This is a genomic window from Microbacterium sp. 22179 (assembly GCF_052045715.1).
Lineage (GTDB): Bacteria > Actinomycetota > Actinomycetes > Actinomycetales > Microbacteriaceae > Microbacterium > Microbacterium galbinum.
Window position 1 is genome coordinate 573,037 of sequence record NZ_JBQEPJ010000001.1, and the last position, 12,674, is coordinate 585,710.

General features: G+C 68.8%; 11 protein-coding genes. 8 read left to right on the plus strand and 3 right to left on the minus strand.

All coding sequences use genetic code 11. The annotated features are described in order from the left end of the window. The first annotated feature begins 56 nt into the window (after positions 1-56). From ACTJKK_RS02740 to mutM, 6 genes are all read left to right on the plus strand, one after another. The gene (locus ACTJKK_RS02740) at positions 57-2,231 is read left to right on the plus strand and encodes an ATP-dependent DNA helicase RecG (protein ID WP_440746921.1); all 2,175 of its coding nucleotides are present in this window, start codon (positions 57-59) and stop codon (positions 2,229-2,231) included. Between the two features lie 54 nt (positions 2,232-2,285). Continuing rightward, positions 2,286-2,783, plus strand: a complete 498-nt coding sequence (gene coaD / locus ACTJKK_RS02745) for a pantetheine-phosphate adenylyltransferase (RefSeq protein WP_247622625.1) — start codon at positions 2,286-2,288, stop codon at positions 2,781-2,783. Between the two features lie 63 nt (positions 2,784-2,846). Then, positions 2,847-3,395 carry a YceD family protein gene (locus tag ACTJKK_RS02750; RefSeq protein WP_247624698.1) on the plus strand — a complete coding sequence of 183 codons (549 nt, stop codon included), beginning with the start codon at positions 2,847-2,849 and terminating at the stop codon, positions 3,393-3,395. 2 nt (positions 3,396-3,397) lie between these two features. Continuing rightward, a complete protein-coding gene (gene rpmF / locus ACTJKK_RS02755; RefSeq protein WP_247622624.1) occupies positions 3,398-3,607 on the plus strand; it encodes a 50S ribosomal protein L32 in 210 nt (69 codons plus the stop codon). A 13-nt stretch (positions 3,608-3,620) separates the two neighbouring features. Further along, positions 3,621-4,313 carry a ribonuclease III gene (rnc, locus tag ACTJKK_RS02760; RefSeq protein WP_282185349.1) on the plus strand — a complete coding sequence of 231 codons (693 nt, stop codon included), beginning with the start codon at positions 3,621-3,623 and terminating at the stop codon, positions 4,311-4,313. Beyond that, on the plus strand, positions 4,306-5,169 hold the full coding sequence (gene mutM, locus ACTJKK_RS02765) for a bifunctional DNA-formamidopyrimidine glycosylase/DNA-(apurinic or apyrimidinic site) lyase (protein ID WP_440746922.1): 864 nt from the start codon (positions 4,306-4,308) through the stop codon (positions 5,167-5,169). Before rnc ends, mutM begins: the two co-directional genes overlap by 8 nt. Positions 5,170-5,212: 43 nt before the next feature. On the opposite strand, the gene ACTJKK_RS02770 is transcribed toward mutM, so the two are convergent. From ACTJKK_RS02770 to ACTJKK_RS02780, 3 genes are read right to left on the minus strand one after another with little or no spacing between them, the layout of a single operon-like run. Continuing rightward, positions 5,213-6,289, minus strand: a complete 1,077-nt coding sequence (locus ACTJKK_RS02770) for a GNAT family N-acetyltransferase (protein ID WP_440746923.1) — start codon at positions 6,287-6,289, stop codon at positions 5,213-5,215. Then, positions 6,286-7,374 carry a GNAT family N-acetyltransferase gene (locus ACTJKK_RS02775; RefSeq protein ID WP_440746924.1) on the minus strand — a complete coding sequence of 363 codons (1,089 nt, stop codon included), beginning with the start codon at positions 7,372-7,374 and terminating at the stop codon, positions 6,286-6,288. Before ACTJKK_RS02775 ends, ACTJKK_RS02770 begins: the two co-directional genes overlap by 4 nt. 13 nt (positions 7,375-7,387) lie before the next feature. After that, entirely contained in the window at positions 7,388-7,663 is a 276-nt protein-coding gene (locus ACTJKK_RS02780; protein WP_247632318.1) for a hypothetical protein, read from the minus strand. A 511-nt stretch (positions 7,664-8,174) separates the two neighbouring features. Between ACTJKK_RS02780 and smc the strand changes: the two genes are divergently transcribed. Together smc and ftsY are read left to right on the plus strand one after the other, a co-directional pair. After that, the gene (gene smc, locus ACTJKK_RS02785; RefSeq protein ID WP_440746925.1) at positions 8,175-11,720 is read left to right on the plus strand and encodes a chromosome segregation protein SMC; all 3,546 of its coding nucleotides are present in this window, start codon (positions 8,175-8,177) and stop codon (positions 11,718-11,720) included. A 69-nt stretch (positions 11,721-11,789) separates the two neighbouring features. Next, the gene (gene ftsY, locus ACTJKK_RS02790) at positions 11,790-12,662 is read left to right on the plus strand and encodes a signal recognition particle-docking protein FtsY (RefSeq protein WP_247622614.1); all 873 of its coding nucleotides are present in this window, start codon (positions 11,790-11,792) and stop codon (positions 12,660-12,662) included. Positions 12,663-12,674: the final 12 nt, after the last annotated feature.

Consider the following 12,674-nt stretch of genomic DNA (forward strand, 5'->3'; position numbering starts at 1 on the left):
CACGATACGACAGGCGGAGTGACGCGGGTGTCGGTGGCGTTCCCTAGACTCGATGCATGTCGCTCACCCTGGATTCGTCGCTCGAGGACGCGTTGGGTACGACGACCGCGAAGACGCTGGATCGGGCGTTCTCGATGCGCACGGTGGGCGATCTTCTCTCGCACTATCCGCGCCGCTACGCCGATCCGGGCGAGCTGACTCCGATCCGCGAGCTCCCGCTCGGTGAAACGGTGACGATCGTGGCCGAGGTGCTCTCGTCGAGCTTCCGTCGCATGCGCAATCGCAACGGGGCGATGGTGGACGTCGTGATCGGCGACGGGATCGGTCGGATGTCGCTGACGTTCTTCGCGAAGAACATCGGTCAGGCGGAGTGGCGCTCGAACGATCTCGCGGTGGGCCGGCGAGGCGTGTTCTCCGGCAAGGTCGGGGAGTTCAACGGCGTGACGCAGTTCGCGCATCCCGAGTACGAGTTGTTCGATGACGAGGATTCCGCTCGACGCAGTGCGGATGCCCGCGCTTCGGTGCCGATCCCGATCTACCCGGCGACGTCGACGGTACAGACCTGGCAGATCGCGAGATTCGTCGGTCGGGTGATCGATGCGCTCGTCGACGTGCCCGATCCGCTCCCGGAATCCGTGCGATCCCGAGAGGAGCTCCTCACCGCGCGCGAGGCCATCGAGCTCATCCATCGGCCCCGCACCAAGAACGACATCGATCCTGCGGTGCGCACTCTGCGCATGCACGAGGCATTGACTCTGCAGACCGCTCTGCTCCAGCAGCGTGATGCGGTGCGCGCGCTCTCCGCGACCCCCCGCGCCGCGTCGCCGGGAGGGCTGCTCGAGCGCTTCGATGCCGCGTTGCCCTACACGCTCACGCCCGACCAGCAGACGGTCGGTGCGCAGATCGCCGAAGACCTGATCGGCGCGTGGCCGATGAACCGGCTGGTGCAGGGCGAGGTCGGTTCGGGAAAGACGCTCGTCGCGCTGAGGGCGATGCTCCAGGTGGCCGAGAGCGGGGGACAGGCGGCGCTCATCGCGCCGACCGAGGTGCTCGCGGGGCAGCATCTGCGCTCGATCACCAAAATGCTCGGTCGCGAGCTGGCTCCGCTCGTGATGCCGACTCTCCTCACCGGCCAGATGCCGGCTGCCGAGCGACGCAAGGCCGCCCTGCGCGTCGCCTCCGGCCAGGCATTGATCGTGGTCGGCACCCACGCACTCCTCGGCGAGAAGACCACGTTCGCCGACCTCGGTCTCGTGGTCGTCGATGAACAGCACCGCTTCGGCGTCGAGCAGCGCGAGGCGCTGCGCGCGAAGGGCTCGAGTCCGCATGCACTCGTGCTCACCGCGACCCCAATCCCGCGCACGGTGGCCATGACGGTCTTCGGCGACCTCGACACCTCCGTCATCCGGACGATGCCGGCGGGGCGCGCGGGCATCGAGTCCTTCGTCGCTCCGCTCGCCGAGCATCCCGGGTGGTTCAACCGTGTCTGGGAACGCGCGGCCGAGGAGATCGCCCAGGGGCGTCAGGTCTTCGCGGTGTGCGCGGCCATCGACACGACCAAGAAGACCGGCGAGGCGGGGGAGCAGCCGACGATCGCTTCGGAAGGCGGGAACGGCCCGCGCTGGGGCGTCGTGCAGCTCGATGAGGCGCTCGCGACCCATCCCACACTCGGCGGGTTGCGACGTGCGGTCCTGCACGGACGGATGCCGTCCGACGAGAAGGATGCGGTCATGCAGGCGTTCGCGCGCGGCGAGATCGATCTCCTGCTCGCGACGACCGTGATCGAGGTCGGCGTCGACGTTCCGAACGCGTCGACCATGATCGTGCTCGACGCCGATCGCTTCGGCGTGTCCCAACTCCACCAACTGCGTGGACGCGTCGGTCGCGGTGGCGTCCCGGGGCTCTGCCTGCTGGTCACGGAGGCCGAGTCCGGCTCCGTCGCCCGAGAGCGCGTCGATGCCGTCGCGGCTACGCTCGATGGCTTCGCGCTGGCCGAGGTCGATCTCGAGCTGCGCGGCGAAGGCGACGTGCTCGGTGCCGCCCAGGCGGGCGTGCGCTCCTCGCTCAAACTCCTCCGGGTCGTGAAGGACGCGGGCCTCATCGTGCGTGCTCGCGAGCTGGGTGAGGAGATCCTCGCGGCTGACCCCGATCTCGCGCGACACGCCGGTCTGCGCGACGCGATCCTCCGGCGAGTGACTGACGAAGACAGAGCCGCGCTCGCGAAGAACTGAGCTCGATGTCGCCGCACGGGGAGTGCATCGAAGAGGTGCCCTAGGCTGGTGGGCATGAGCAGCAGGATCGCCGTCGTCCCCGGTTCCTTCGATCCGCCCACGCTCGGACACCTCGACGTGATCCGGCGGGCCGCGACCCTGTTCGACGAGCTCCACGTGCTCGTCGTGCACAACCCCGGCAAGGAGGCGATGCTCCCGATCGCTCAGCGCATGTCCTTGCTGGAGCGATCGATCGCCGACGACGGGATGCCCGGCAACATCATCATCGGCTCGTGGAGCATGGGGCTGCTCGTCGACTATGCGCGCGACGTGAATGCGGGAGTCCTCGTCAAGGGCATCCGATCGCAGATCGACGTGGCCTACGAGTCGCCGATGGCGATCGTGAACCGCCACCTCGCCGACATCGAGACCGTGTTCCTCCTGCCCGATCCCGCGCACGCGCTGGTGTCGAGCTCACTCGTGCGTCAGGTGGCCTCGCTCGGGGGCGACATCTCCCCGTTCGTCCCGCCGGTGGTGGCCGAGTTCCTCGACACGGGCGCCCGGGGGATCTGAGCCCGAGCGTTCATCCAGCCCCGCGCCGGTGAGGGCCGGTAGCATTGTCGGGTGCGATCCCGACTGAACGGCCCCTTCATCCTGCCCGTCCGCGACATCGTCCGGCGGCCGGGGGAGATGCGCGAGCATACCTTCACGGTGACGCTTCCCGAGCAGTGGGGCGAGGGGATCGTCTCGTTCGAGAAGGGCTCGAACCTCGACCTCGACGTGCGACTGGAGTCCGTGCACGAGGGGATTCTCGTCTCCGGAGCGGCCGACGCGGAGTACGTCGGCGTGTGCGGTCGATGCCTCATCGACATCGCTCGGCCCGTCGAAGTCGAGTTCCAGGAGCTTTTCGCGTATCCTGGTGAGGAAGAAACTGACTTCGAGGTTCAAGACGACCACGTGGATCTTGAAACTCTCGTCAGGGATGCGACCGTTTTGGCGCTTCCATTTCAGCCGGTGTGTCAGCCGGATTGCCTGGGTCTCGACCCGGAAACGGGCGAAAGGCTGACCGCGAGCACCGGGACGGAGCAGGCCGCTCCCATCGATCCTCGATGGAGTGCGCTCCAGCAGATCACAGACCAAGACGGAACGGCACAGAGCCGCGCCGCCGAGAAAGAAGAGAGCTAGTCATGGCTGGTAACCCCCCGAAGCGCAAGGTTTCCCGTTCGAACACCCGCTCGCGCCGCGCGCAGTGGAAGGCGGCGCCCGTCGCCCTCGTGAAGACGATCGAGAACGGCAAGGTCGTCTACAGCCGTCCGCACCAGGCGAAGGTCGTCACCGACTCGCAGGGCACCGAGCTGTTCCTCGAGTACAAGGGCCGCAAGGTCGCTGACGTCTGAGTCGCGAGTCATCGTGACGGAGGTCCCTGAGGGGAAGCGACCTCTCCCAGCCAAGCTCCGCGTCGATATCGACGCGGAGCTTCTGGAGTTGGCGCTCACTCATCGTTCCTACGCCTACGAGCACGGCGGCATCCCGCACAACGAGCGTCTCGAGTTCCTCGGGGACTCGGTGCTCGGGCAGGCGGTGACCGTGATGCTGTTCACGACGCACCCCGAACTCGATGAGGGGCAGCTGGCGAAGCGCCGAGCGAGCGTCGTGTCGACCGTGGCGCTGGCCGAGGTGGCACGAGGAATCGATCTCGGCAGCCACCTTCTCCTGGGACGCGGCGAAGAGCAGACCGGTGGACGCGACAAGGACTCGATCCTCGCCGACACCATGGAAGCCGTCATCGGCGCGACCTACCTTTCGGCGGGTCCAGATGCAGCGACCGAGCTCGTTCTGCGACTCACCCGGCCGCTGCTCGACGACCCCGAGCGCTACGGCGCGGCGATGGACCCGAAGACCAGCCTGCAAGAGCTGGCCGCACGTATCGGCGCGACCCCGCCGGTCTACGGCGTGGTCGCCAGCGGTCCGGATCACGATCGGCGTTTCACGGCGACGGTCGTCGTCGGCGATGTCCGGATGAACGGCCTGGGCAGCAGCAAGAAGACGGCCGAGATGGCTGCGGCGCTCAGCGCCTGGCGCTTCCTCAGCGAACGTGCCTGAGCTTCCCGAGGTCGAGGTCGTCCGAGCGGGGCTCGCTCCCGCCATGACCGGCGCGATCATCACGGGTGTCAGCGTGTTCGATGAGCGTGCCCTCACCCGGCATCCGGCCGGCGCCGCGGATTTCGTGCGTCGCCTCGAAGGGCGCCGTGTCGTCACGGCCTCGCGGCGTGGCAAGTTCCTCTGGCTCCCGCTCGAGTCCGACGATTCCGCCCTGATCGCGCATCTCGGGATGAGCGGGCAGATGCTGTTGCGCGCGCCGGATGCTTCGGCCGAGCGTCACGAGCGCATCCGACTGCACATCGAGCATCCGACGCACGGCGAGCTCGCCGTCGTGTTCGCCGACCAGCGCACGTTCGGATCACTCGCCGTCGACGCTCTCGTCGCCGACGGCTCGAGCGCCGTGCCGTCGCAGGTGCTGCACATCGCCCGCGACCCGATCGATCCGTTCTTCGACGACGTGATCTTCCGCGCGGCCCTGGCTAAACGCGGCAGCGCGATCAAACGGGTTCTCCTCGACCAGACGGTCGTCAGCGGCATCGGCAACATCTACGCCGACGAGGCGCTGTGGGCCGCTCGTATCCACCCCGAGACCCCGGCCGACCGACTGTCGACGCAGGCCGTGCGTCGGCTTCTCGGCGAGGTCCGCTCCGTGCTCGCCAAGGCCCTCGCCGAGGGCGGTACGAGTTTCGATGCGCAGTACGTCAACGTCAACGGCCAGGCGGGGTACTTCGCCCACTCGTTGAACGCCTACGGGCGCGGCGGCAAACCCTGCCCGCGCTGCGGAAAGCCCATCGTGCGGGAGAGCTTCATGAATCGCTCCTCGCACTACTGCCCGCGCTGCCAGCGGCGCCGCTGACCCGCCGACGCTGCCAGCGGCGCCGCTGACCCGCCGACCGCACTCAGAGCTTCTTCTGCCACGCCCCGGCATACGAGACCGGTACGAAACCGATCGCCTCGTTGATGTCGAGCATCGGCCGGTTCTCCTCGGCATTGAAGGTCGAGACCCGCGTCGAGTCGGGCGCGAGTTCGCGCCACCGCAGCAGGTTGGCGCACTTGACGATGGTGCCGAGCCGATGCCCCCGGTGCTCCCGAGCGACGAGCGTGCCGAACTGATGCGTCACGCCCGCGCGGTCCTCGCCGATGAGCAGCTCGTTGTACGCGACGATCGCGCCGGTCGGCACATGTCGCACCGCGGCGACGGAGACCGTCTGGCCGGCGCTCGTGAGGCGGGCGTCACGACGCACGACGCGTGCGGCATCCCACTCCTCGGCGTCGAACTCCATGTCGCCGCTCGGTGCATCGGTCACCAACCGGGCCAGCACATCGGCGTAGCCGTCGCGCAGCTCCGGCGGAGTCGGCAGATTCCACTCGAGGCGGCGGTAGTCGGAACCGGCTCGGCTCATCGCCTGCTCCAGAGCGTCGCGCAGCGGCGCCGGGTCGGCGGTGAGATCGAGTTCGCTGTTGCGTTCGACCTGCTCGAGTCGGTAGCCGCGCGCCTCCAGCAGGTCGGTCAGCGCGATCGCGGGCACTCGTCCCCATCCGGTCTTCGGGACCAGCATCCGATCAGCCTCGATCGGGCGGTGCAGGCTCCAGATCTGGAGGATGTCGCGTCCTCGTGCGCGCGCCTCGTCCTCAGCGCGATCGAGCAGAGCCTCCTCGACGCCTTCGCTCCAGTGCTCCTCCGGCACGAGCAGGTCGAGCTCGGCCGCCCGCGCCCCGGCCTCCTGGGCGTAGTCGACGGTGACGGCGCCGACGATGCGGTCGCCCCGTCGGGCGAGGAAGCCCGTGTGCAGTGTGTCGGTCGTGTCGTGCCACGCGGGCAGCATCTGCGCGGCGGTCGGTGCGAGATCGGGCAGGCCGACCATCTCGTCGCATACCCGGTGGCCGAGCTCGCCATAGGCGAGGAACCCCGCGGCGTCGGGGTCGTCGAGCGTCAGGGGAACGGCGAGGGGGACGATCGTCGTCGGGGTGGTCATGTCAGTTCTTTCTTCCAAGCGCCCTCGTAGGCGCGCGCGGTGAAGCCGATCGCTTCGTTGATGGCGAGCATCGGCCGATTCTCTTCGGCGTTGTAGGTGATGACCCGCGGGGAGGTCGGCGCGATCGCAGTCCAGCTCTGCAGGGCTGCGCATTTCACGCGCAGCCCGAGTCGGTGTCCGCGGTGCTCGCGCAGCACCAGGGTGTCGTGCTGGATCGTCGTCGTCGATCCGCTCGTGCCGGTGCCGAGTTCGGTGAACGCGGCGAGTTCTCCCGTGACGATGTGCTGGGCGGCCGTGACCTGGAGAGTGTGACCCGCCTCGGCCTGCCGTTGCTCCATGCGGCGCACGCGTGCCGCATCCCAGGCCTCCTCGTCGGCGTCGAGGTCGGCGGACGGTGCGTCCGTCGACATGCGCGACTTCAACCAGGCGTACCCGTCGATGTGTTCGGCCGGTGTCGGCAGCGTCCAGCGCACGACCCGGTAGCGGCTCGATGCGGCCTCCGCCTCGGCGAGGAGTTCGGCGCTCCGCGCGCGGGCGACGTCGTCGACATCCAACAGGCTGATCCGGTACACCTGCTCGAGCGAGAAGCCGCTGCGGGTGAGGAAGCGGGCGACATGATCGTTCGGGACGCTGCCGTGCCCGGTGGGCGATTCGATGCGCGCCCCATCAGCGGTGGGCTGCTCCGTCCAGTTCTGGATGACACTGCGGCCGTGCGCTCGCGCAGCCTCCTCGACGTGAGGGAGGATCGCCCGCCCGATGCCACGCCCCCAGGCGAGGGGGCGCAACTCGATGGTCGCGATCGCCACACGCGACCCCGCCTCGTGGGGGAGATCGACGACGACGCGACCGATCATCTCGTCGGCGAGTCGGACCGTCCATACGAGCGTCGTCTGCTCCTCGCGCGATCGCAGTCGGGGGAGGAGTTCGGCCGGCGAGAGATCCTGCTCGTCGCGTCCGGTGAGTTCGCGGTAGACGAGGTTGCGGACGCGGGCGAGCTCACGGAACTCGCCCGCGTCCGCTGCATCCGCCCGGGCCGGAACCACGAGCGGATGCAGGGTCGCGCCTGCGCTGAGGGGGATACTCATCCGATTCTCCCTCTCAGTGCATCTGACGCTGGAGGTGGTAGGCGAGGATCGCCGCGCTCTCCTGGGGGCTGCGGTGCTGTTCGTGGAGGAACAGCGGTGCAGCCGGAGCGAACTCGCGCTTCGGTCGGCGGGGGCGTTGCGTCCGACGGAGCAGCCAGAGGCCGATCCGCAGTGACAGGCGATCGCCGAGCGACAGGGCGCGCAGTTCTTCGGGTTCGGGGATGTGCAGGACCGTGCGGTCCTGAGTATCCGGTGGGTGGGTGATGTTGCGGGACAGCGTGATGTTCACGGTGGTTTCCTTCGAAAGGGGTGTGCAGAAACGCGGAAGACGCGGCGTCGACGGCCGGACGGCCGGACGGACGGATGCGCAGAGGGCGCGGAGAGCGGATGCCGAGAGGCGTGAGCCGCGGATCGATGACGATCAGCGGCGGTGGCGCACAGGGCGATCGACGCGGACGGATCCCCGAGGGGATCAGTCGAGGGCGGGCGCTGTTCTAGGAGACAGCGTTGCCGTCGACGCCGAGGTCGGTTACCGAGTACGCAAGGCGCGGCGCAGTGGAAGCGTGCGCGACCAGACCGTTGGTCTGTGCGGAGAGCTGAATGTTCATCATCGGTAACCTCCCTTCTTGAGGTGTCGGTGGCCCAAGCTAGCGAACGTTCGGGCGCCGAGTCAAGCATTCTCCCAGTTTCACGGCGTGTCGCGCGTGTCGGTCTCCGGTGCTTCCCGCGCGGTCTCCCGGCCGAATCCCGCGTTTCCGGTAACGTATGGGCGTGATTCTCCCCGAACGATCGGTGCCCCGATGCATCTGAAGAGCCTGACCCTCAAGGGCTTCAAGTCGTTCGCGCAACCGACGAGCTTCGTCTTCGAACCCGGTGTGACGTGCATCGTGGGACCGAACGGCTCCGGTAAGTCCAACGTCGTCGACGCTCTCGCCTGGGTGATGGGGGAGCAGGGCGCGAAGACCCTCCGCGGCGGCAAGATGGAGGACGTCATCTTCGCGGGCACGTCGACGCGCGGGCCGCTGGGTCGTGCCGAGGTTCAGCTGACGATCGACAACAGCGACGGTGCGCTTCCGATCGAGTACGCCGAGGTGACGATCAGCCGAACGCTCTTCCGCAACGGATCGAGCGAGTACGCCATCAACGGCGACAGCTGCCGGCTCCTCGATCTGCAGGAGCTGCTCAGCGATTCCGGCCTCGGTCGTGAGATGCACGTGATCGTCGGGCAAGGGCGTCTCGATACCGTTCTGCAGGCGTCGCCCGAAGATCGGCGCGGCTTCATCGAAGAAGCAGCCGGCATCCTCAAGCACCGTCGACGCAAGGAGAAGACGGTCCGCAAGCTCGACGCGATGGAGACGAACCTGACGCGTCTGAGCGATCTCGCGGGGGAGATCCGTCGCCAGCTCAAGCCGCTCGGTCGTCAGGCCGAGATCGCCCGAGAGGCGCAGTCGATCGCTGCCGTCGTGCGCGATGCGAAGGCACGAATCTTCGCCGACGACGTCGTGGCCCTGCGCACGGCGCTGGCCGACCACACGCGCACGGAGAACGAACGGCACACCGAGCGCCTCGTGCTCTCGGACCAGGCCGAGACCGTGCGGGCGAGCATCCACCGGCTCGAACAGGATCAGAACTCCGTCGCCGTCGATCAGGCGCGCAGCGTCGCGTTCGGGCTGGAGCAGGTGCAGGAGCGCATGCGCGGTCTCTACACGCTCGCCAATCAGCGCCTCGCCCTCCTCGGCACCGAGGATGACGATGCCGCGGTCACCGCGGTCACCGTGACGCAGGCGACGATCGACGAGGCCAGGGATGAGATCACCGAGATCTCGGCCGGTCTCGGTGACGCCCAGGACGCGGCCGTCGCGGCCAGCCGGGAGGTCCTGAACGCCCGCGCCGAGCTCGACACGCTCGACGTCGACATCGCGGAGCAGAGCGCTCTGGTGTCGGAGTACGACATGCGTCTCTCGGAGCTGCGCGGCACCGCCGACGCGGCCGCCTCCGCACTTGCCGCCGTGCGCGGCGCGGTGCTCCGCCAGGAGAACGCGCTCGAGGCCGCGAACGAGCGGCGGCGAGAGGCGTCGGAGGCGCTCGAGGCGATCGACGATGCCGAGGCGCCCGAAGGTTCTGCGGCCGATTACTCTGCGGCGTACGAGAATGCGCAGCGCGCGGCGACCGCGGCGGAGGCTGAGCGCGAGACTCTGCGCGAACGGCTGCACGCCGCCGAGCGCGAGGTGGACTCGTTGACGGCCAAGGCGGCGGCGCTCGGGAGCGCGCTGGCGTTGTCGGGTGGTTCCGCCGAGATCGTGAAGGCGGGTGGCCCGGGGATCCGGGGTCTCGTCGGCGACGCGGTGCAGGTCCGATCGGGCTTCGAAGCCGCGGTGGCCGCCGTGCTCGGTCCACTCGCCGAGGGTGTGCTCGTCGATACAGCCGCCGATGCGTTCATGCTGGCTGCCGAAGCGGCCGACCAGCGGAGGGGAGTGGTCGACTTCGTCGCGGCCGAGACCGCGCGTCGTTCGGTTGAACTCCCGCAGTTGCCCGGAGTGACCCCGGCGGTTTCGGCCGTCGATGCGCCCGCGGGAGTGCTCGGTATCCTCGCCCACGTTCTCATCGCCGACGATCTCGATGCTGCTCGCGCTGCGCGCACCGCTCTGGATGCACTCGACGACGAGTCGACCACGATCGTCACCGTCGGCGGAGACGTCGTCACCGCCCACAGTCTGCGCACCGGGTCGGGAGGCGAACGCTCGCGCCTCGAGCTCGCGGCCGAGCGCGACGCCGCCACAGAGCGGCTCGCCGAGGTGCAGGTGATCGTGGATTCGCTCCGCGAGGCACGGGAAGACGCGAACGAGGCCGTCGAGACGACGCGGCGCCAGTCGAAGGACGCCCTGCGCGCACTGCGCGAGCTGGACGCGGCCCTGGCCACGCACGCCGAACAGGTGAACCGCATCACGGTGCGTCACGAAGCCGCGGTCGCCGAGTGCGAGCGTCTCGAGACCGGTCTCGCACAGGCGCAGTCGGCTGTGGCGGATGCCGAGGCGAAGGCGGAGTCCGCGAAGACCGCGCTCGACGATGCCGTCTCCGCTCCCCGTCCCGTGCTCGATGCCTCGGCGCGTGACGGTCTGCTGGAGGCGTTGGAATCCGCGCGCGAGGGCGAGGTGCGGGCGCGGCTCGAGATCGAGACGCTCCGCGAACGCGTGCGTGCGGCGCAGTCGCGGGTGACCGCCCTGGAGCGCCAGCGCGAGCAGGAGCGGGATGCCGCCGCCGAAGCTGCCCGCCGTGCCGTGATCCGCCGTGCGCAGCGCGAGGCGGCCGCCGGTGTCGCCGAGGAGCTCCCCCGCGTCCTCGACTCGCTCGACCGTTCGGTCACCGAGGCGCGCGTGGCGCTGGCCGAGGCCGAGACGGCTCGGGCGGCCCAGAACCAGGAGCTCACCGCACTGCGGGCGCAGGAGTCCTCATTGCGGGAACGCCTGGCCGGGCTCACCGAGAGCGTGCACGGCCTCGAACTGCAGATCCACGAGAAGAAGCTCCACCTGACCGGGCTGCTCGAACGCGTCGCCTCCGAGCTCGCGCTCGACGAAGACATCCTCGTCGCCGAGTACGGCCCCGATCAGCCCGTTCCGCGCGACGTCGCCGAGGTCTCGGATGACCACGAGATCGACGTCGACCTGACCATCCCGTTCGACCGCCGCATCCAGCAGCGACGCCTGGCCGACGCCGAACGCAAGCTCGCACAACTCGGCCGGGTGAATCCGCTCGCGCTCGAGGAGTTCGCCGCGCTGGAACAGCGTCACGCGTTCCTCACCGAACAGCTCGCGGATCTCACGCAGACCCGTCAAGACCTGATGACGATCATCGCCGACCTCGACGAGCGGATGCAGACCATCTTCGCGAGCGCGTTCGCGGATACCCAGGAGGCGTTCGGCGAGGTCTTCCCGCTGCTGTTCCCCGGCGGTACGGGCAGCATCTCGCTCACCGACCCCGACAACATGCTCACGACCGGGATCGAGGTCGCCGTGCGCCCGGTCGGGAAGAAGATCGAACGGCTCTCCCTGCTCTCGGGCGGAGAGCGCTCACTCGCAGCCGTCGCTCTGCTCGTGGCGATATTCAAGGCGCGTCCGAGCCCGTTCTACATCCTCGACGAGGTCGAGGCCGCGCTCGACGATGCGAACCTCGGCCGACTTCTCACCGTCTTCGAGCAGCTGCGCGAGACCTCGCAGCTGCTCGTGATCACGCACCAGAAGCGCACGATGGAGATCGCCGACGCGCTGTACGGCGTGTCGATGCGTCAGGACGGCGTCTCCGCGGTGGTCGGGCAGCGCGTGGGCGATCGCGCGGCCGCGGCGAGCTGAGGCCTCCGAGCGAATCGCCGGGGAACAGCGGCGGACTCCGCGAGGCCTCCCGCCCCGTAGGCTGGGGGGATGGCGGAGAAGTCCTGGTCCCTCGGTCGCGCACTGCGCGGCATGTTCGTCAAGCCCACGATCGATGAGACGACCTGGGACGACCTCGAGACGGCGCTGATCACGGCGGACTTCGGTCCCGACATCAGCGAGCGCATCGTCGAGGAGCTCCGGGCGAAGGTCGAACGGTTCCGTACGACCGACCCGAAGGACCTCCAGCGGATGCTGCGCGAGACGCTCGAGGAGCACTTCGCGAAGTTCGACACCACGCTCAAGCTCACCGAGCGCCCCGCCGTGGTGCTCGTCGTGGGCGTGAACGGCGTCGGGAAGACGACCACGATCGGGAAGTTCACGAAGTTCCTGCGCGGATTCCAGCGAAGTGTCGTCGTGGGCGCCGCCGACACCTTTCGCGCGGCGGCCGTCGACCAGCTCGCCACCTGGGCCCAGCGCGGCGGCGCCGCGATCGTGCGGCCTCAGCAGGAGGGCCAGGACCCCGCATCGGTGGCATTCCAGACCGTCGAGTACGCGCAGCGCGAGGGGATCGAGATCGCGATCATCGACACCGCGGGCCGGCTGCACACCAAGGGCGGCCTGATGGACGAGCTCGGCAAGATCCGGCGTGTGGTCGAGAAGCAGGCGCCGATCAGCGAGGTGCTGCTGGTACTCGACGCCACGACCGGGCAGAACGGGGTGATGCAGGCGGAGTCCTTCCTGCAGCACGCGGGGGTCACGGGACTCGTCCTCACGAAGCTCGACGGGTCCGCCAAGGGCGGTTTCGTTCTGGCGGTTCAGGAGCGCACCGGCATCCCCGTCAAGCTCCTCGGTCAGGGTGAGGGCATCGATGACCTGACCGGATTCACCCCGCACGTGTTCGTGCAATCACTTGTCGGATGACGACGGGACTAC

Excerpts from the sequence above, each read along its gene's own strand:
- coaD (WP_247622625.1), top strand. The coding sequence starts at position 2,286 with ATGAGCAGCAGGATCGCCGTCGTCCCCGGTTCCTTCGATCCGCCCACG.
- ACTJKK_RS02775 (WP_440746924.1), bottom strand. The coding sequence starts at position 7,374 with ATGAGTATCCCCCTCAGCGCAGGCGCGACCCTGCATCCGCTCGTGGTT.
- smc (WP_440746925.1), top strand. The coding sequence starts at position 8,175 with ATGCATCTGAAGAGCCTGACCCTCAAGGGCTTCAAGTCGTTCGCGCAA.
- rpmF (WP_247622624.1), top strand. The coding sequence starts at position 3,398 with ATGGCTGGTAACCCCCCGAAGCGCAAGGTTTCCCGTTCGAACACCCGC.
- ftsY (WP_247622614.1), top strand. The coding sequence starts at position 11,790 with ATGGCGGAGAAGTCCTGGTCCCTCGGTCGCGCACTGCGCGGCATGTTC.
- ACTJKK_RS02770 (WP_440746923.1), bottom strand. The coding sequence starts at position 6,289 with ATGACCACCCCGACGACGATCGTCCCCCTCGCCGTTCCCCTGACGCTC.
- ACTJKK_RS02740 (WP_440746921.1), top strand. The coding sequence starts at position 57 with ATGTCGCTCACCCTGGATTCGTCGCTCGAGGACGCGTTGGGTACGACG.